Source organism: Brachybacterium sp. AOP24-D1-21, assembly GCF_052378665.1.
GTDB lineage: Bacteria > Actinomycetota > Actinomycetes > Actinomycetales > Dermabacteraceae > Brachybacterium.
Genome location: NZ_JBQSXX010000001.1, coordinates 1,754,924 through 1,772,898 on the forward strand (window position 1 = coordinate 1,754,924; position 17,975 = coordinate 1,772,898).

At 71.0% G+C, this 17,975-nt stretch carries 20 protein-coding genes; 9 read left to right on the plus strand and 11 right to left on the minus strand.

Going from position 1 to position 17,975, the window contains the following annotated elements; all coding sequences use genetic code 11:
• Positions 1-9: 9 nt before the first annotated feature.
• Both ACT3UF_RS07815 and ACT3UF_RS07820 read right to left on the minus strand, forming a co-directional pair.
• Positions 10-1,719: a SulP family inorganic anion transporter gene (locus ACT3UF_RS07815; protein ID WP_441444864.1), complete on the minus strand. Its 1,710-nt coding sequence runs from the start codon at positions 1,717-1,719 to the stop codon at positions 10-12.
• Positions 1,716-2,084, minus strand: coding sequence for an ArsR/SmtB family transcription factor (locus ACT3UF_RS07820; RefSeq protein WP_441444863.1), 369 nt, complete (start codon positions 2,082-2,084; stop codon positions 1,716-1,718). Before ACT3UF_RS07820 ends, ACT3UF_RS07815 begins: the two co-directional genes overlap by 4 nt.
• 72 nt (positions 2,085-2,156) lie before the next feature.
• Between ACT3UF_RS07820 and ACT3UF_RS07825 the strand changes: the two genes are divergently transcribed.
• Positions 2,157-3,230: an erythromycin esterase family protein gene (locus ACT3UF_RS07825; RefSeq protein ID WP_441444862.1), complete on the plus strand. Its 1,074-nt coding sequence runs from the start codon at positions 2,157-2,159 to the stop codon at positions 3,228-3,230.
• Between the two features lie 40 nt (positions 3,231-3,270).
• Here ACT3UF_RS07825 and ACT3UF_RS07830 read toward each other — a convergent pair whose 3' ends face one another.
• From ACT3UF_RS07830 to ACT3UF_RS07840, 3 genes are all read right to left on the minus strand, one after another.
• On the minus strand, positions 3,271-3,759 hold the full coding sequence (locus tag ACT3UF_RS07830; protein ID WP_444592151.1) for a DUF4383 domain-containing protein: 489 nt from the start codon (positions 3,757-3,759) through the stop codon (positions 3,271-3,273).
• Positions 3,760-3,988: 229 nt separating this feature from the next.
• Positions 3,989-4,447, minus strand: a complete 459-nt coding sequence (locus ACT3UF_RS07835) for a GNAT family N-acetyltransferase (RefSeq protein WP_441444859.1) — start codon at positions 4,445-4,447, stop codon at positions 3,989-3,991.
• Positions 4,444-5,340 (minus strand): ornithine cyclodeaminase, encoded by an 897-nt coding sequence (locus ACT3UF_RS07840; protein WP_441444858.1) that lies wholly within the window; start codon positions 5,338-5,340, stop codon positions 4,444-4,446. The genes ACT3UF_RS07835 and ACT3UF_RS07840 overlap by 4 nt, the downstream gene beginning before the upstream one ends.
• 454 nt (positions 5,341-5,794) lie before the next feature.
• On the opposite strand from ACT3UF_RS07840, the gene ACT3UF_RS07845 reads away from it, so the two are divergent.
• The gene (locus ACT3UF_RS07845; RefSeq protein ID WP_441444857.1) at positions 5,795-5,956 is read left to right on the plus strand and encodes a hypothetical protein; all 162 of its coding nucleotides are present in this window, start codon (positions 5,795-5,797) and stop codon (positions 5,954-5,956) included.
• Between the two features lie 21 nt (positions 5,957-5,977).
• On the opposite strand, the gene ACT3UF_RS07850 is transcribed toward ACT3UF_RS07845, so the two are convergent.
• Positions 5,978-6,466: a DUF2087 domain-containing protein gene (locus ACT3UF_RS07850; protein ID WP_441444856.1), complete on the minus strand. Its 489-nt coding sequence runs from the start codon at positions 6,464-6,466 to the stop codon at positions 5,978-5,980.
• A 157-nt stretch (positions 6,467-6,623) separates the two neighbouring features.
• Here ACT3UF_RS07850 and ACT3UF_RS07855 point away from each other — a divergent pair, with 157 nt between their 5' ends.
• The 4 genes from ACT3UF_RS07855 to ACT3UF_RS07870 all read left to right on the plus strand — a co-directional run bounded on the left by ACT3UF_RS07855 (position 6,624) and on the right by ACT3UF_RS07870 (position 10,098).
• Entirely contained in the window at positions 6,624-7,934 is a 1,311-nt protein-coding gene (locus tag ACT3UF_RS07855) for a thermonuclease family protein (protein WP_441444855.1), read from the plus strand.
• A 75-nt stretch (positions 7,935-8,009) separates the two neighbouring features.
• Complete coding sequence (locus ACT3UF_RS07860; RefSeq protein WP_441444854.1) at positions 8,010-9,035, plus strand: aldo/keto reductase; 1,026 nt, start codon at positions 8,010-8,012, stop codon at positions 9,033-9,035.
• Positions 9,036-9,179: 144 nt separating this feature from the next.
• On the plus strand, positions 9,180-9,665 hold the full coding sequence (locus tag ACT3UF_RS07865) for a MarR family winged helix-turn-helix transcriptional regulator (RefSeq protein WP_441444853.1): 486 nt from the start codon (positions 9,180-9,182) through the stop codon (positions 9,663-9,665).
• A 10-nt stretch (positions 9,666-9,675) separates the two neighbouring features.
• Positions 9,676-10,098 carry an organic hydroperoxide resistance protein gene (locus ACT3UF_RS07870; RefSeq protein WP_441444852.1) on the plus strand — a complete coding sequence of 141 codons (423 nt, stop codon included), beginning with the start codon at positions 9,676-9,678 and terminating at the stop codon, positions 10,096-10,098.
• Positions 10,099-10,116: 18 nt separating this feature from the next.
• Here the strand turns inward: ACT3UF_RS07870 and ACT3UF_RS07875 are convergent, their stop codons facing one another.
• The 3 genes from ACT3UF_RS07875 to ACT3UF_RS07885 are packed head-to-tail and all read right to left on the minus strand — an operon-like array spanning position 10,117 to position 12,741.
• Positions 10,117-10,647, minus strand: a complete 531-nt coding sequence (locus tag ACT3UF_RS07875; protein ID WP_444592152.1) for a hypothetical protein — start codon at positions 10,645-10,647, stop codon at positions 10,117-10,119.
• Positions 10,644-11,402 (minus strand): glycosyltransferase family 2 protein, encoded by a 759-nt coding sequence (locus ACT3UF_RS07880; RefSeq protein ID WP_444592153.1) that lies wholly within the window; start codon positions 11,400-11,402, stop codon positions 10,644-10,646. Before ACT3UF_RS07880 ends, ACT3UF_RS07875 begins: the two co-directional genes overlap by 4 nt.
• 37 nt (positions 11,403-11,439) lie before the next feature.
• On the minus strand, positions 11,440-12,741 hold the full coding sequence (locus ACT3UF_RS07885) for a hypothetical protein (protein ID WP_444592154.1): 1,302 nt from the start codon (positions 12,739-12,741) through the stop codon (positions 11,440-11,442).
• A gap of 414 nt (positions 12,742-13,155) precedes the next feature.
• On the opposite strand from ACT3UF_RS07885, the gene ACT3UF_RS07890 reads away from it, so the two are divergent.
• Together ACT3UF_RS07890 and ACT3UF_RS07895 are read left to right on the plus strand one after the other, a co-directional pair.
• Entirely contained in the window at positions 13,156-13,332 is a 177-nt protein-coding gene (locus tag ACT3UF_RS07890) for a hypothetical protein (protein ID WP_441444848.1), read from the plus strand.
• A 29-nt stretch (positions 13,333-13,361) separates the two neighbouring features.
• Entirely contained in the window at positions 13,362-14,657 is a 1,296-nt protein-coding gene (locus ACT3UF_RS07895) for a mannose-1-phosphate guanylyltransferase (protein ID WP_444592155.1), read from the plus strand.
• 109 nt (positions 14,658-14,766) lie between these two features.
• On the opposite strand, the gene ACT3UF_RS07900 is transcribed toward ACT3UF_RS07895, so the two are convergent.
• Together ACT3UF_RS07900 and ACT3UF_RS07905 are read right to left on the minus strand one after the other, a co-directional pair.
• Positions 14,767-15,480, minus strand: a complete 714-nt coding sequence (locus tag ACT3UF_RS07900) for a response regulator transcription factor (protein ID WP_444608236.1) — start codon at positions 15,478-15,480, stop codon at positions 14,767-14,769.
• Positions 15,474-16,757: a sensor histidine kinase gene (locus tag ACT3UF_RS07905; RefSeq protein WP_444600891.1), complete on the minus strand. Its 1,284-nt coding sequence runs from the start codon at positions 16,755-16,757 to the stop codon at positions 15,474-15,476. The genes ACT3UF_RS07900 and ACT3UF_RS07905 overlap by 7 nt, the downstream gene beginning before the upstream one ends.
• A gap of 141 nt (positions 16,758-16,898) precedes the next feature.
• Here ACT3UF_RS07905 and ACT3UF_RS07910 point away from each other — a divergent pair, with 141 nt between their 5' ends.
• Complete coding sequence (locus ACT3UF_RS07910) at positions 16,899-17,954, plus strand: lysostaphin resistance A-like protein (protein ID WP_444608237.1); 1,056 nt, start codon at positions 16,899-16,901, stop codon at positions 17,952-17,954.
• Positions 17,955-17,975 lie beyond the last annotated feature (21 nt).

Below are 17,975 nucleotides of genomic sequence, written 5' to 3' on the forward strand. Positions count from 1 at the left end.
GTTGCCGCCTCAGGATCCCGCGACGGCGGACGGCGGCTGCGCGGCGCGCGCCCGCTCCACGTGCGATCTCGCGTGCTCGAGCGCGCTGTCGAAGTCCACGAACAGGTGCTTGTGGTGGCGCAGTGCCGCGAGCACTCCGACCTGGCGGAACAGGGAGCTGTGGCTGTCCTGCACCCCCTTGATCAGCACCGTGATGCCGCGCCGCTCGAGCCCGCGCACGAGCTCTGCCAGCACCTGGGCGCCGGAGGCGTCGACCCGCTCGAGGCGGGCCAGCCGCAGGATCACCACGGTCACCTCGCCCACTCCCATGACCGTCTCGAAGACCCGCTCGGAAGAGACGAAGAACAGCGGTCCCTGGAAGCGGACTGCGACGATCGAGGTGTCGAGCTCGCTGGGCTGCTCTGCGCGGATCGGTTCGAGCGTCACGCCGGTCGAGCGGGAGGCGGCGCGCAGGGCGACGACCGCTGCGAGCGTCACGCCGATCAGCACCGCGACGATCAGGTCGAAGGACACGGTGATCAATGCGGTGATCGCGAAGATCCAGGCATCGGAGCGGGTGGAGGTCATGATTGCCCGCACCGTGGCCAGGCGCACCATCCGGATCGCGGTCATGAACAGCACCCCGGCCAGGGCCGCCAGCGGGATCATCCCCACCGGTCCGGCCGCGACGTACACCACCGCGAGCAGCACCAGCGCGTGCACGATCGAGGCTGCGCGGGTGCGGGCCCCGGCGCGGATCGACACCGAGGTGCGGGCGATCGCGCCGGTCGCGGGCATGCCGCCGAACAGGGACGCGCCGATCGAGGCGATCCCCTGTCCCACCAGCTCGCGGTCGGGGTCGAAGGCGCCGGTGTCCGCCATGGAGCCGGCCACCCGCGCGGAGAGCAGCGACTCGATCGCAGCGAGCGCCGCGACGGTGGCGGCGGCCGGCAGCAGCACGCCCAGCAGCTCGGGATCGATGCGCGGCAGCGAGGGGGCGGGCAGGCTCGCGGGGATCGCGCCGATCGTGGCCAGCGGACCGGGGATCAGCACGGCCAGCAGTGCGACGACGGCGATCCCGATGAGGGAGCCGGGGATCGAGGGATGGATCCGGGGCGCGATCACCATGCAGGCCGCCACGATCGCCACCGCCCCCAGTGCCCACAGCAGGTAGGCGGGGTCCGCGGCGATGAGGGACTGCGCGGCGGCGACCAGGGCGTTCGAGCTGTGCTCGCCCGGCGCGGCCGGATCCGCGGAGGTGATCAGCGGGATCTGCTGCATGAAGATGATGCAGGCGATGCCGAGTGTGAACCCCTCGATCACCGGCCACGGGATGATCGAGACGACCTTCCCCAGGCGCAGCAGTCCGGTGACCGTGACGATCAGCCCGGCCAGCAGGGTCACGGCCGCGATCGCGCCCACGCCGTAGTTGGCGACGATCGGGACCAGGACCACCACCATGGCCCCCGTCGGCCCTGAGACCTGCACGTTCGAGCCGCCGAACACGGCGGCGAGCAGTCCGGCGACGATCGCGGTGATGAGCCCCTGCTCCGCGGTGAGGCCGGAGCTGACGCCGAAGCCGAGCGCGAGCGGCAGCGCGACGATGCCGACGGTCACGCCCGCGAGCAGGTCCTTCCGCCAGGTCTTCGGCAGCAGGCGGTAGTCCTCGCGGGCGGGCCACAGGCCGCGGGAGCGCACCAATGCCGTGCGCAGACGCGCGGAGAGGGCGGGGGCGGTCATCGCTGTGCCGCCTTGATCTCGGGCAGGCTCTGGGCGGCATCCAGCCGTGCACGGTCCTCGCTGAGCATGTTCAGCAGGAGGGCGCGGGCCACCGCCAGCAGCTCGCGGATGCGCGGATCGGCCAGGCGGTAGTAGACGTGGCTCGCGCGACGCTCGGAGGTCACCAGGTGGTGGCGACGCAGCACGGCCAGATGCTGGGAGAGGTGGGAGGCCTCGAGCTCGGTCTCGGCCTGGAGCGCGGCGACGCTGACTTCGTCGGCGTCGGCGAGCAGCTCGAGCAGGCGGATGCGGAACGGGTGGGAGAGCCCCTTGAACAGGTTGGCCTTGACCTCGTAGAGGGGACGCTGGCTCTGAGATAGTGGCATGATGAAATCATCATATCGCGGGGGAGTGCGGGTCGCACGCGATGGTGACCAACGTGATGGAAAGCTGTCCGTATGAGCGCCTCCCTCGTCAGCAGACTCCTCTCGGGCCTCGCGGAGGACGCGGTGCTGGGGCTGGGGGAGCCCACGCACGGAACCGCTGAGGCGTTCGCCCTGAAGTTCGAGATGATCCACAAGCTGGCCCGGACGGGCAGCCTCGCGATGCTCGCATTCGAGGAGTCCTTCACGGTAGGCCTGCAGGTCGATGCCGCGCTGCGCGGAGGGGGAGACCTCGACGCCGCCTGGGACCTGGGCAGCTCGCTCTGGAACACCACGACCATCCGGGATGGCCTGCGCACCCTGCAGCAGATCATCGCGACCCTCCCCACAGCGGGGCGACCCCGGTTCCTCGGGGTCGACATCTCCAAGCCCTATCGCACCGCTCGCGCGCTGCTCGAGAGGGGTGCACAGGCGCCGGCGCTGCGCGCGGTCGCTGCTCGCGATGCGCTCACGGCCGACGGGGTGAGCGCGCTGGTGCAGGTGTGCCGCACGCTCGAGGCCGACGGAGATCCGCAGACGGCGGCGCTCGCGCAGAATCTCCGCCGTCACGCCGACGCGTACCTGCTCGCGCCGGACCTCACCCGGCTGCACCGCCGCGAGGCCCACATGGCCGACACCCTGCTCGAGAACCTGCCCCGCCACGGGATCACCGTGCTCTGGGCGCACAACGAGCACCTCGCCCGGAACCCCGAGGGCTGGGGCGGACCGACGATGGGGCACCTGATCGACCAGGCGCTCGGGGAGCGGTACGTGCCAGTGGGGATGCTGTGCGGCGAGGGTGAATGCCGGGCTGTGGACCCTTCGACCGGCAGAGACGACTACGCGGCGGTGCCGCTGCCGCCGGTCCACGCGGACACCACCGACCGCGCGCTCGCCGAGCTCGGCCGAGCCGTCGTGACCAGCGAGGAGTTCGTGCACCCCGGCCCCCGCCGGTTCATCGGCTGGCAGGTGGACACGTCCCTGTTCACTGACTCACGGGCCGTGCGGGACACCTTCGAGGTGCGCAGAGCCTCCACCGATTTCTCGGCGCTCATCCACCTGCCAGGCAGCACGGCGGATGCCACGGCGACGCGCGCCGTGCTGCGGTAGGGGCGTCGGAGCACGCGCGTCGTCGGCCCATGGCCGACGTTCAGGAGCGGTGGTCGGCCTTCGCTGTGGCGGGCGTGACGTCGCCGGAGAGGAACGAGAGCCCGATCATGACGATCGCCAGGACGAAGTACGCCCAGGTGTCGACGAGGTTCAGCGGCAGGAAGTTCGAGTACGAGTTCGGGTCGACGAGCAGGCCGAAGAGCCACAGCACTGCGGCGAGGCCGCCGCCGATGCGCAGGATCCGGCGCGCCGAGTACGGAAACCTCGACTGCGCGATGGCGACGGCGCCGAAGAGCAGGTGGACGAGGTTGTGCAACGCGGACACCTGGAAGATGCCCAGCACCATCGCCTCGGAGCCGTAGCCCATCTCGATGTTGTTGTAGTTCGACGTCAAGCCGGGGAAGAATCCTGCGAAGCCGATCGCGAGGAAGAACATCCCGCAGATGATCGCGGCCCACCTCACGGGTGCGCGCGCGGGGTCGTCGTCCGCGCGGGTCAGGGGTGGGTGGACGGGGCCGTCGATGAACATGTCTGTCCCTCCGTTCGTGTGCTCCGTGCAGGAGCTCCGACGGGTCGGCCGGGGCGGTGCTCGCACCGACCGCACGGCTGGGAAGCGGGTGATCCGCTCGACGCTGTGGATTTCAGAGTACGCCCGTGTCGAACGGCGTGGAAGGGGCCGACGGGACGAAGGGCAACGGGACGGAGGGGTGACGGGACGGAGAGGCGATGGCGCCGCGCGGCGGGAGGCGCGGCGCGCGTCAGCTCAGGTCCTTCTCCATCCATTCGTCGGTCTCCGTGGCGGTGCGGCGCACGCCCTCGTCGTCCATGTAGTCGTAGGTCGTGGTGACGAGCTCGCCGAGCCCGCGATAACCGAGCCGCTCGTAGAGCCGGCGGGCGTCGGGGTTGTCCGTGCCGACGCCGAGGCGGAGCCGCCCGGCTGGCTCAGCGAGCTGCTCGGCCTCGCGCATCAGCGCCGCGCCGATGCCCCGGCCGCGGTGCGACTCCAGGACGCCGACGTTGCAGGCCTCGGGGATCTCGTCGTGGACCAGCTGCGCCACCCCGACCGGGTCCTCGCCGTCGACCGCGACCAGGAGGGTGCTGCGACCCGCGCGCATGCTCTCCAGCCAGGCCGGAGCGGCGGAACCCCAGCCCGGCTTCGCTACGGACATCGCCTCGACCAGCTCCTCCGTGAGCGGGCGGATGCTCAGTGCATTCATGCGCCGGCCGCCTGGGCGACGACGTCGGCGAGCACCACGTCGCCGAGGCCCGAGCCCAGGTTCTGCACGACGAGCAGTCCCTCGGGCCGACCACTGCGCAGCAGATCGCCGGTGGCACCGGTCGCGTGCGGGTAGTCCGCTCCGTGCTTGAGCGGGCGCAGTGCCTCGAACTGCGCCGGATCGTCCGCGACCACGGTGCCCGTGCGGGAGATCTCCGCGCCCGCCACCGAGGCGTAGTCCACGGGGAGCAGGGTGGTGTCGGGGGCGACCTCGCCGGGGGCGAGCGCGGTGCCCGTCAGCCCGATCGGCAGCCCGCTGATCACGACGCCCGCCCCGTCCAGGGCGGCAGCGCGGTCGGTGGTGGTGCGCAGCTCGAGGTCCGGGGTGTGCTGGGCGCACCAGGCGGTGAGCTCCTCGAGGGCCTCCGGGCGACGTCCCCAGACCGTGAGCGGGCCGCGACCGAGCGCCTCGATGACCCGGGCATGGGAGCGGGCCTGGACGCCGGTGCCGACGAAGGTGATCGGCCGCCCGTCCAGGGCGAGCGAGGCACCGGTGACCGCGGCGGTGCGCAGGGCCGTCAGCTCGGCGGCATCCAACGTGGCGCGGGTGGTGCCGTCGGCCCCGGAGAGCACCATCAGGCCACCGATCATGTCCTTGCCGCGGGCACGGTTCGAGGGCGTGACCACCACCCACTTCATTCCCAGCAGTCCGCGCTCCGGCCAGGCCGCGGGCATCGCGTTCGCGAACCCACCCTGCTCATGGATCACCTGGGACTTCGGAGTCACTGAGGCGGAGCCATCGGCCAGGGCGAGGAGCGTCTCGCGCATCAGCTCGACCGCACGCGCAGGGGAGGGGAGGAGATCACGGACCTGGTCATCGCTGAGATGGGGCATCCGTCGACCGTATCGCGCACGCCCGCAGCGCGCAGTGGGACACCGAGATGCGAGCTCGGGGAGCGGCCCGGGCGCCTACAGTATTCGCATGACGAATCGATGGGGGAACGACGATCACGGACCGGGTGGGGACCCGTCCTGGCTGGGTGGAGGGGACCGCAGCGGCGGTGGAACACCGGGCGGAGGGCGAGACTCCGGAGGTTTCTCTTCCGACTTCTCCTCCGACGTCCCGCAGAACCCCCGGGGCGCTCGGGACTCCTGGCCCGCAGCGGAGCCGGACCCCCACGGAAGAGACGGCGCGCAGGATGCGGAGTCGATGGCGCCTCGTTTCGGAGATGCCACCGGAGATGCTGCGAACTCGGAAGGCCGCGGTCAGAACTCTCCCTGGACATCGAGCTTCACCGGGACGTCGAGCGAAGGGAGTACCCGGGGCACTCGCGGAACGATCAGCCGGGTGATCGCGATGCTCGTCCCCTTCATCGGCGTAGCGGTTTTCGCGATCATCGCCATGAGGGCCATGGGCTACAACATCAGCATGCTGTGGGTCGTCGTGCTCTTCGGCCTGCCGGTGATCAGAAGAGTGATCCACCTGCTCAAGAAGAACCTCGGCGGCTGACCCGCGGGGCACGACCAGCGGTCACTCGGCGGTGAGACGGTAGGCAGCACCGTCGGCGGAACGGGTCAGCACTCCCGCATCTACCGCATCCCGCCGCACCAGGGCGACATCCGCGGCGAACATTGCGATCGCGGCGTTCAATTCACCCTCGGTGAGGGTGCGCTCCGACCCGACGCGCTCGAACACGATCTGCGCGATCCGGCTGCTCACCGCGCGTGATTCCTCGGTCTTCACCGGGATCCCCTCCAGCCTGCCTGCCGCGAGGATCGCCTCGTCGGAACGCATCACGCCGAGCGCCTCGGTGATCTCGCGCAGGGTCGCCACATCGGCCTCGCCGTCGCTCGCGAGCCAGCCGAGCCGGGAGAGCGGCCCACGCACCGCAGGATCCTCCGAAGGTCCATCGCCCGCCAGCAGCTGGGCGAGACCGCGGCGCAGCTTCGGGGTCGAGAGCATTGCGAACAGCATCCGGGCGTGACCAAGTGGGATGGCGAGATCGTGCGAGGTGGGCATCGTGGAGCTGCTTCCTGTGGGGAGGGGCGGCGGACAGCTTGCCATGTCACGAGTGTGAGGTCGGGTACTTACGGCCGGCACGTGTCCCAGAGTCAGCCACCTGGGGGATGCTCACGGGAGGAGTTGTCAGGTGAGCTAAGGAGCGTCACAGGTGGTCATGGGCATGCACAGCGGTGCGCCGCTGAGTCCGGTCAGGGGTGTCCGCTGGTGGGCGGTCAGGGGTGCGGCCCTCATCGGCATCGTTCTCGTCGGCGCGACGGCGTTCGCTGCGTTCGGCGGGGACGGCGACCGTCGGGGTGAGGTGGTGCGGGTGATCGATGGCGACACCCTCGTGGCGCTCATCGATGGCGAGGAGACCACCGTTCGGCTGCTCAACGTGGACACCCCCGAGACCAAGCACCCGGACGAAGAGGTCCAGTGCCTCGGGCCCGAGGCGACAGCGTTTCTTACCGAGCGGCTGCCCGCTGGAACGGAGATCGAACTCGAGTACGACGAGGAGCGCCTGGACCGCTATGACCGCACTCTGGCCACGGTCTATGAATCGGAATCGCTGATCAACGCGGAGATCGCTGCGGCAGGGCTGGGAGTGCCGGTCTACTTCGCCCCGAATGATCGCTTCCTGCCCGAGGTGGAGAAGGCATCGCTGGAGGCACGCGAGAGTCAGGTGGGTCTGTTCTCGGCGGAGATCGAGTGCACCCTTCCCTCGCAGCTTCAGGCCCAGGGCGCCGCTGTGGATCAGGTGCCGACGACGGTGGAGGGCGACCCGGGCGATGCGCTCGCCGGCGCGACGAGCGTGCTCGAGGAGCTGGATGTCTTCATCGCAGGCCTCGACGTCGGCGGTCTGCCCGGCCTGGGCAATGCGGTGTTGGCCGGACCGCTGCTCGAGTCGTATCTCCAGGATCTGCGTGAGGACGCAGGCGGTCTGCGCGAGCAGGCGGAGTCCGCACACACCACTTTCGACGAGCTGAAGATCGCCTACGACGAGGAGCAGGAGCGGATCGAGCAGGAGCGCCTCGAGGAGGAGCGTCGCAAGGAGGAGGAGCGCCTCGAGCAGGAGCGCCTGGAACGCGAGGAGCAGGAGCGTCTGGAACGGGAGGAACAGGAGCGCAAGGAGCGCGAGGAGCGGGAGAAGCCGAAGCGGCCCGTCGCCTCCACGACCGCGCAGCAGCCTGCCGGGAAGAGCTCGAACTCCGGGTCGAAGAGCTCGAGCTCCGGGTCGAAGAGCTCCTCGTCCGGAGGGTCCAGCTCGGGCGGTGGTTCCGGCAGCGGCTCGGGCAGCTCTGGGTCCTCTGGCGGCTCGTCCTCCGAAGGGAAGTCCTCGGGCCGGGGCGGCTCGAACGGATCTGGATCCCCGTCGAGCTCGAGCTGCGTCCCGTACGGGCCCGAGATCCCGCACGCCGACGCCGGCGGGTACACGGGTAAGCGATACGGCATGCCCGGAGGGAAGACCTTCCGGAAGTGCAGCTGACCGCTTCGCGGCTGATGCGAGGATGGGCCCGCCGGGCAGTCGCGGCCCGGATGCACCCAGCAGGAGGAGCACGCCATGGAGTATGTGAAGCTCGGCAGCGCTGGTCTGGACGTCTCGCGCCTCTGTCTGGGCGCGATGGGCTTCGGGGACCCCGAGAGTTGGATCCACCAGTGGGTGCTCGAGGAAGATGCGGCCCGCCCCGTCATCAGGCACGCCCTCGACGTCGGCATCAACTTCTTCGACACCGCGAACGTCTACTCGATCGGCCGCAGCGAGGAGATCCTCGGCAGGGCGCTGGTGGACTATGCGAAGCGGGACGAGATCGTGCTTGCCACCAAGGTGCACGGGCGGATGCACGACGGGCCCAACGGCGCCGGTCTCTCCCGCAAGGCGATCCTCGCCGAGGTAGAGGCCAGCCTGCGGCGGCTCGGCACCGACTACATCGACCTCTACATCATCCACCGCTGGGACTACACGGTCCCGATCGAGGAGACGATGCGCGCCCTGGACGATGTGGTGCGCTCGGGCAAGGTCCGCTACATCGGCGCCTCGGCGATGTTCTCCTGGCAGTTCCTGCAGGCGCAGCACGTGGCCGAGGTGAACGGGTGGACGAAATTCATCTCGATGCAGAACCACTACAACCTCCTCTACCGCGAGGAGGAGCGGGAGATGATGCCGCTGCTGCGGGAGCTGGGCGTCGCCTCCACCCCGTACAGCCCGCTCGCCGCCGGGCGCCTCACCCGCGACTGGAACGCGGACACCGAACGCGCCCGCACCGACGCCACCGCGCAGACGAAGTACGACTCGACAGAGGACACGGACCGCGCGATCGTCGAGCACGTCGCGCGGATCGCCGAGGACCGCGGCGTCGAGCGCGTGCATGTGGCACTGGCCTGGCTGCTCGCGAAGGATCCGGTGGTCTCCCCGATCATCGGCGCCACGAAGATCAGCCATCTCGATAGTGCTCTCGGCGGGCTCGACCTCGAGCTCACGGTCGACGAGATCGCTGCGCTCGAGGCGCCGTACGTCCCCCACCAGGTCTCGGGTGCGCTGGCGCCGAGCGAGAGCGTCCCGGGACGGCCCCCGGGCTCTCGCCGCTGACCCGCTCCACCGGGGGCCGAGCGCCGCGCGGGCCGGCGGCGCCGTGCCCGGGTGGCGCCGCCTACGGTGGCGCGGTGGCGCGGCGGTGGCCACAGTCGCGTCTAAAAGGTCGTGCGCAATTTAATTGTGTGCAATTCTTTCCGCATGGCGACGACGGATGAGATGGTCTGCTTCTCCCTCTACGCGGCCCAGCGGGCCACGACCCAGGCGTATCGGGCCCTGCTCGAGCCTTGGGGGCTGACCTACGGCCAGTACCTGGTGCTCGTGGTGCTGTGGAGCGACGAGGAGAAGACCGTCTCGGCGCTGGGGGAGACCCTCCAGCTCGACTCCGGGACGCTCTCGCCGATGCTGCGCCGCATGGAGGCCGCCGGTCTCGTGCAGCGCACGCGCGGCGAGGTGGATCAGCGGGTGGTGCGCGTCGTGCTCACGGCTCGCGGCGGCGAGCTGCGCGATGAGCTCGCCCACGTCCCGGCGTGCATCGCCGAAGGCACCGGGCTCGGCAGCATCGCCGCGGCGCGAGAGCTGATCGACACCCTGCAGGCGCTCACCCGGACGATGCACACCGTCGCCGCCACCGAGCCCCCGGCGTCCCCGCCGGAGGAACCACCCGGCCCCGGCCGGAATCGATGAAGGAGATCCCATGAAGGCCCTCTATACCGCAGAATCCCTGTCCACCGGCTCCGGCCGCGACGGTCACGTCCGCACTGTGGACGGTGCGGTGGATCTCGACATGGCCACGCCGAAGGAGATGGGCGGCACCGGCGCGGGCGCGAATCCCGAGCAGCTGTTCGCCGCCGGCTACGCCGCCTGCTTCCACTCCGCGCTGACCCTGGTCGCACGCCAGAACAAGGCCGATGTCACCGACTCGACCGTCGGCGCACGGGTGCAGATCGGGCCGGACGAGAACGGAGGCTTCCAGCTGGCCGTCGAGCTCGAGGTGGTCATCCCGAACCTCGCGCACGAGCAGGCGCAGGAGCTCGCGGACGCCGCCCACCAGGTATGCCCCTACTCGAACGCCACCCGCGGCAACATCCAGGTGACCGTCACCGTCTCGGACGACTGAAGCGCGCCCCGGCGGCCGTCATGAATTCTCCGTGACGGCCGCGCGTCGGCCCCACAGCAGTGCGGCGACCATGGTCCCCGCGAACCCTGCCAGGAGATCGGTGAGGGTGTCCGCCGGGGCGACGTGGACGGTGGGGTCCACCCAGCGGTGGCCGGCCAGCTCCATCAGTTCCCACACCACCGCCAGCAGCGCCCCGGTGGTGATCACCCTCGCCGCCGGCGGCCGCGAACGGTGCAGCACGCGCGCCACCAGCACGGCCAGCAGGCCGGTGAGTGCTGCGTGCACGGGCAGGTCCCACCACGGAAGCCTCTCGTACAGCAGCAGGAACGAGCTGATCGCCGCGACCAGGCACGCCAGCGAGGTCGCGATCTCCCAGCGGATCGGCAAGCCCGACCGCCACGCCACCACCTGCGCGAGCGCGACCAGCATCGACACCGCCACCTCCACCCAATGGCCGGTGAGGGCGAAGCCGAGGGCCAGTGCCAACCCCGACCACCGCACCGGCAGCAGCGCCACCGATCGGGCGACGCCCGCTGCGCGGCCGCTCATCTGCCGGGCCGCGCCGCGGTGACGGTGAGGGACCCGCGACACCGTGCCACCCAGCGCTCCCACGGCCGCTCTCGACGCCAGTTGCGACGGAGGGTGAGCGCGGCCCGGCGCCAGCGCAGCAGCTGGCCGCGGTCCAGGGCCAGTGCCCGCGAGGACATGGTGACGCCGACCTCGCGCGAGAACTGCACCCTCTGGCCCGGCCGCACCTGGAACGAGAGGTCCATGTCGTCGTGCACCTCCGCGCTGCGCGAGGCCCCCTCCCGCGCCTGCTCCCACCAGGACCGCGGCATCGACATCGTGGTGCCGAACGCCGGGAAGTGACCCAGCGCCGCCGCCGTCAGCAGCAGATATCCGCCGACGTAGACGGCAGAGACGAGCCCCGCCCACGGCCGAGGAAGGCGGAACAGGCCCGGCCCGGTGACGATCACCGTGCCGGGGGCCGCGGCGGTGTGCTCCCGCCGGTGCGCGGCGAGCCATCCCGGCGGGGGCCGACTGTCGGCATCGCAGCGGACGATCAGGTCACCGCGAGCGGCGTCGTACCCGAGCGCCGCCGCCCCGGCGATGCCCGGCACCGGGTGCGTCAGGACTATGCAGCCCGCGGAGCGGGCCACGGCGGCGCTGTTGTCACGGGAGCCGTTGTCCACCACGATGATCTCCAGCGGCGGCTCCGTCTGCTGGGCGAGGGCGCTCAGCAACCCGCGCAGCTCGCGCGCGTCGTCCCGCACGGGCACGACGACGGAACAGGTCGGTGTCATGGTCTCCACACCTGCAGACGTTATCCGCACCGAGGGATCAGCGCCGCCGCGCCCGGAGCAGGTGCCGCGTGGAGTGGGCGACGAAGGAGCCCTCGAGGCGGATGATCTCGTCCATCGCGAGCAGCTGCTCCCGGTAGCGGTCCACGTCGAAGTCCGGCACCCACCACACGCATTTCCGCAGGATCCACACCACGGCCCCCACATCGAAGAACTCCATCCGCAGGCGCGCGGTGCGCAGCACGGTGACCTCGAGTCCCGCGGCCTCCGCCGCGGCGGCCTCGTCCTCGGGGTGGCGGCCGCGGCGCTGAGCCTCGGTGGTGGGCCCGACGAAATGCTCGATCAGCGCGAAGGCGGAGCCCGGGCCGACATGCTGGGCCAGGTACTCGCCTCCCGGGGCGAGTACGCGGGCGATCTCCGGCCAGTCCGGGCGCACCGGGTGGCGGGAGGTGATCAGATCTGCGGTGCCATCGGGCAACGGGATCCGGGCGCCGGGCTCGGTCTCATGCACCTGCACCCCGCGCGGGCCCAGCAGTGCTAGGGCCTGCGCGGCATTCGGCGGCCAGGACTCGGTGACGTGCTGCTGAGCGGCGAGGCGCGGGCACTGCCCGAGCACCTCCCCGCCCCCTGTGTCGAGATCGATCGCGAGCTCGGCACCGGCCACCGCCTCGGCGAGCAGCCCGGCGTAGCCCCAGTCCGGACGCTCCTCCGCGGCGCGGCCGTCCAGCCAGCCGAAGCCCCAGCCGTCCACGTCTGCTGCGGTTGCCTCGGCGATCAGCTCGTCGACCGAACTCTGCCGGTCGGTTCGTGGCAGATGCGCAGTGAGCGTGGCACGGATCCGGTCCACGCTCTCGGCGAGCGGCACAGCGGCGGTATCGAGTACGACGTCGGCCGGGATCAGCGGCTTCTGCTGTGCCCATTCGGCATGTACGCGGCGCAGGAGACCCTCCTGCCGGGAGACCCCGCGGGTCGGGTCAGTCAAAGCCCTGGACAGTGCGGTCTCGACAGCACAGGTGAGAACCACCGTGAGCAGAGGCGTTCCCGCGGGAACGTTTCTGAGCACGAGATCGAACTCGCTGCGGCTGCTCACGGACTCGGCGATCACCAGGTCCAGGCCTGCGTCGAGCCACTGGGTGGTGACCGAGGCGAAGATGCGGTGGGCGTCGGCCCAGTCCGGGAGCGTCGGCCGCGCCATGTCCGCGATCTGGTCCAGCTCCACCAGCGCGAGCTGGTGCCCGTCGGCTCGCAGCGCCTTGGCGAGAGCCCGGGAGACGGCGCTCTTGCCCGCGGCGATCGGTCCGGCGATGAGGACGAGGAGCGTGCGGGACGGGGGTGTCGTCATCGGAGGCGGCCTTTCATCGGCGGGAGTGTGCCGCGAGCTTGCGGGGTGACCAGAGCAGGCGAGGCGCTGACAGTATGCCGCTCTGCTCCCGGGCCCTACGAGAGCGCCTGGTGAGCCGATGTCGATGCGACCGGCCCCGTGACAGGGCCGGCCGCATCGACCAGGGGGGGCGGTCAGTGCGCAGCTCGAGAGGTGGCGGCGGTCTCTCGGGATCGTGAACTCCTGCCCTCGAGAGCTCGCCTCCGAGCGCCCGTGGGCGCCGTGCACCGCACCGTCTCCGGGGCGGCTGCGAAGGCAGCTGCCGAGGCAGTTGCCCCGGATAGACTGCTGCCCCGGATAGACTGCGGGTTTCCATGCAGGCAGGACTGGGATGACGGAGGAAACAGTGCCCGACTGGGAATACGGGGTGGAGGCATGAGTGCCTTGACCGTGGTGCTGGTGGTCCTCGCGGCGGTGCTCGGCGTCGCCTGGGTCATCTCGATCTACATCACCAACGTCACCGCCAAGCCCGGAGGGATCCCTCCGTGGGTGATGTGGCTGGGGGCGGCCGCACTGGTGGTCGCCATCGTGGCGCTCGTGACCAGTCTGTGAGCCCGTCGGGGCCTGGATATGCTCGCCGCATGTCGCAGGCTCCTTTCGTTCCGATCATCCCGGCCGGCGGTGCCGGTACTCGGCTCTGGCCGCTCTCGCGCCGCGCTCGTCCCAAGTTCCTGCTCGACCTCACCGGCAGCGGGTCCTCGCTCCTGCAGCAGACCGTGCAGCGGCTCGTGCCGCTCGCCGACCGCTCGCCGATCGTGGTCACCGGCGCGGTTCATGTCTCTGCGGTGCAGGAGCAGGTGGGCATCCCCCGGGGGCGGCATGGCGTGCAAGGCGCGCGGCAGGGCGAGGCGCAGGACAAGGCGCAGAGCGGCGACCCGACGCACTCGGCACGGATCCTCGTCGAGCCGTCCCCACGCAACTCGATGCCGGCGATCGCGCTGGCTGCCGCGCTGGTGGAGCGCGAGGAGCCCGACGCGGTCATCGGGTCGTTCGCGGCGGATCATCTGATCACCGATCAGCAGGCCTTCTGCGAGGCGGTCACAGCGGCACGGCGTGCCGCCGAGCTCGGCTACCTGGTCACCCTCGGCATCCAGCCCACTCATGCGGCGACCGGTTTCGGATATATCGAGCAGGGCGGGGACGCCGGGCCCGTCGGCGGCACGGACGGTGGCGCCGCGGCCCTGCATGCGACCGGTGCTCGGCCGGTGTCCCGCTTCGTCGAGAAGCCCGACAGCGAGACCGCGGAGCAGTTCTTCACCGCGGGCACGTTCTTCTGGAATGCCGGCATGTTCGTGGTGCGCGCCCGGGTGCTGCTCGACGAGCTGGCCGCACAGATCCCTGGTCTCGCCGCCGGTGTGCGGGAGATCGCCGCAGTGCATGGCACGGCGGACTACGACCGGGTGCTCGCCGAGACCTGGCCGCGTCTGACCAGCATCGCGATCGATCACGCGCTCGCCGAGCCGCTCGCCGCCGCGGGCAAGGTGGCCGTGGTGCCCGCGACCTTCGGCTGGGATGACGTGGGCGATTTCGCGGCGCTCGCCCGGCAGCTGCGGGAGAACGGCCCCGGCTCAGGTGCTGCCACTGGCGGCGCGAGCGGTTCCGCCTCGGCCGACGGTCGGGTCCCCGTGCTGGGCGCTCGTGCGGTCGGCGCTGCAGACTCCGACGTCCGGGTGCTGGGGAGCCAGGCCGTCGCCGCGCTGTCCTCCACGGCGACGGTCTACGGATCCACGGACCGCCTCGTCGCGCTGGTCGGAGTGCAGGGGATCAGCATCGTCGACACCGAGGATGCCCTGCTCGTGATCGCCGACGACGACGCCCAGCGGCTCGCTGGACTGGTCGCCCAGCTGAGCGACCGCGGCCGCGACGACCTGCGCTGACGCGGGGCTGCCGCTGCGTCCGTGCTGCGTCGATGCTGCGTCGACGACGCGCTGATGCCGCAGCCACGGTCGTCTCTGACCTCTGATCTCCGACCCCAGCCGGCCCCCGTCAGCCACCCAGTTCGAGCACCCGGATCGCGAGCTGAACCCGGTTGGTGACCTGCAGCTTGTGATAGAGCCTGCCGAGGTGGGTCTTCACCGTGGCGACCGACATGAACAGGCTCTCTCCGACCTCCTGATTGGCGAGCCCACGGGCGACCAGCCGCGCCACCTCCCACTCACGCTCGGTGATGCCCGCAGGAGCGGGGGCGGTCTCGGTGCCGTCGGTCGTCCCGACCTCCGCGGCGGCGGAACCGCCAGTGCCGGAGGCGGCGAGCCGCACCAGGCGCGTGAGCACCTCGGGCGAGAAGCGCGGTCGATCGCCGGCGGCGTCGAGCACCGCCTGCACCACCTCCTCGGGCGGGGAATCCTTGAGCAGGAACGACACCGCACCGGCGCGCAGCGCCTCCAGCAGGAAGTTGTCGGTGTCGAAGGCGGTCAGCATCACCACCCTGGCCGCGCTGCCCTCGGTGCGGAGAACCTGCAGGGCCTCGAGCCCGGTCATGCGGGGCATGCGGATATCCATCAGCACCACATCGGGGGCCAGGGAGCGGATCTGCTCGAGGGCTGACTCGCCATCGGTCGCCTCCCCGACCACCACGATGCCGTGCGCACCGTCGATCATCAGCCGCAGGCCGGCGCGCATCAGCGCCTCATCGTCCACCAGCAGCACCCGCACCCCGCGCTCGACGGCATGATCCTGATCCTCGGCACTGTTCACCATGGCATCCATGCTTCCACCTCGAAGATCCCGTCGCTCGCGCCGTACCGCGCCTCGCCGCCCAGCAGGCGTGCCCGCTCCTGCACCCCGAGCAGCCCGTGACCGGTCGACGTCGCCGCCGTCACCGGCGCGGAGGGCAGCGGGTTCCGGGCCCGCAGCACCACCCGCTGGTCACAGCGGAGGAGTTCCACCTGCAGCGGGGTGCCCGGAGCATGTTTGGCGGCGTTCACGGTGACCTCGCCGAGGATCCGGGCCAGCGCCACCACCGTGCTGCGGTCGCTGGTGAGGAGATCCTCCGCAGTCAGGCCCTCCCAGCGCAGCGCGACCTCCTGCCCCTCCTCCCGGCATCGTTCGACGATGCCCTCCAGGGTCGGAGCGGTGGCGAGCGGCTGATCACCCTCGGTGCTGCGCAGCCCCGTCAGCACCGTGCGCAGCTCCCGGTTCGCCTGCTGCGCGGCGTCCCTCACCGTCCCCGCGGAACGGCGCAGCGCCTCCGGGGAGAGGTCCTCGCGGTAGGCCATGGCGCCGGCATGCATGGCGATCGTGGCCAGGTGGTGGGAGATGCTGTCATGCATGTCGCGGGCCAGCGCCGCCCGCTCCTCGGCGCGCACCCGGGCGACGTCGGCCTCCCGCTCCCGCACCTGGGCGGTGGCCTCCCGCTCGGCGGCGGCGCGCTCCCGCTGGGCGGTCTCCCGCTCCCGCTCCGCCGAGGCCGCCCGTTCCTGCCAAGAGGTCAGGAGCTCGTGGCGCGTTCCCACCACGTGGCCGATCAGCAGCGGGATCAGCGCGAGCACCACCATCACCCCCACCGCGGAGAGCACGAGGACATCCGGCTCATCGCCTCGGAGCCGGGCATCGAGGCTCAGCGTCGCCAGCGAGGTGCCCGCGACCAGCAGGACCGCCCCGACATCGAGCACCGTGCGGCGTCGCAGCCCGATCCGGTACAGGGCCAGCGCCGCGGCCGGCATCGACCACACGCTGAGCCCGACAGAAGCGGCCAGCAGCAGATGGGCCGCGCTGTGCAGCCGCCCCGGCCGCAGGAAACGCAGCGGCCCGATCGCCAGGGTCGCCACGATCCCCACCAGCGCATCGACGGCGTACAGCGCCACCAGGCCGCCGGGAGGCTGGTCGGAGAACTCCATCAGCAGTGACCCGAAGCTGATCAGGAACAGCAGCAGTCCCAGCGCCGTGCCGACGAGGCTCTGCACCACCGCGATCGCCCACTGGTGCGGGCTGCGCACCGAGGGTGCGGCCGAGGGGTGCAGGACGGGGAGGGTCATGGAGCCAGCGTAGAGAGCGGGAGGCGGCTGACGGATCGTCCGCGCGGCTGATGGCGTGGCCGGCAGGGTCGGTCGATCGGTCAGGGCGGCCCCGACGCGGGGCGGATGCGGAGCGGCCGACGGGACAGACAGGATCGAGGCATGAACGAGCACGCTCTGCTTCCCCCGTCCCCGCCGTCCTCCCCTCCTGCTGCTGCCAGCGAGCTCTGCAGCACCGCGGGGCCGTTGCCGGCGATGGACACTCGCGTCTCCCACGGCACTGCCCCTGCGAGCCTTCAGATCTCCCAGCGCGGCTCCGGTGCGATCTCGCAGCCCTACCATCGCGCCGCTCGTGCGATCCCGCACCGCCGCTACTGGTGGCGTCCCCTGGTGACGATCGTGGTGGCCTTCGCGGTCTATGTCGTGATGAACCTCCAACTGCTCACGCCGCTGGTGATCGCGAGCGTGATCTGGCCGAACCTGGCCCCCAGCACGACCCTGATGGATCCGCTGAACCCCGTGGAGCAGCTGATGGGCCTCGGCATGCTGGCGCTGCTGATCCCGGCCGTGCTGGTGGGGACCCTCGCCGGGTACGGTCGCGCCGGGATCGCGCTCTCGGTGACAGGACGGTTCCGCTGGGGCCTGCTGGGCCGCGCCGCGCTCGTGGTGGTGCCGGTGTACGTGCTGCTGAACCTGGTGCTGAACCTGATCCTGGAGCGCGAGGCGATCGTGATGCCGCCGCTCGAGGCGGGCGTGATCATCGCCTGGCTGCTGGCGCTCCTGCTCTCCCCGCTGCAGAGCGCGGGGGAGGAGTTCGCGTTCCGGGCCCTGCCGATGCAGCTCCTCGGCACCTGGCTGCGATGGCCGCTGATCGGGATCCTGGTCCCGGTGCCGCTGTTCATGCTGGGCCACGGCTACAACTGGCTGGGCCAGATCGACATCGCCGTCTTCGCGATCGTGATGGGGCTGCTGGCCTGGAAGACCGGAGGGCTGGAGATCCCGATCCTGCTGCACGCCGCCAACAACTGGACCCTGTTCGCGATCGCGCCGCTGATCCCCGGATTCACCGAGCAGGGAGAGGTCCAGCTGCTCGGGTTCGTGCTGGCGATGGTGCCGATGCTGCTGCTCTCGGCCGGGATCTGGTGGTGGTACTCGCGGCGCGCCGGCCTGGGCCTGTGGGAGCCGCAGCGCGGCAGCGTGCAGACCCTCGCGGCGTAGAACGTCGTGACTCGGAGCGTC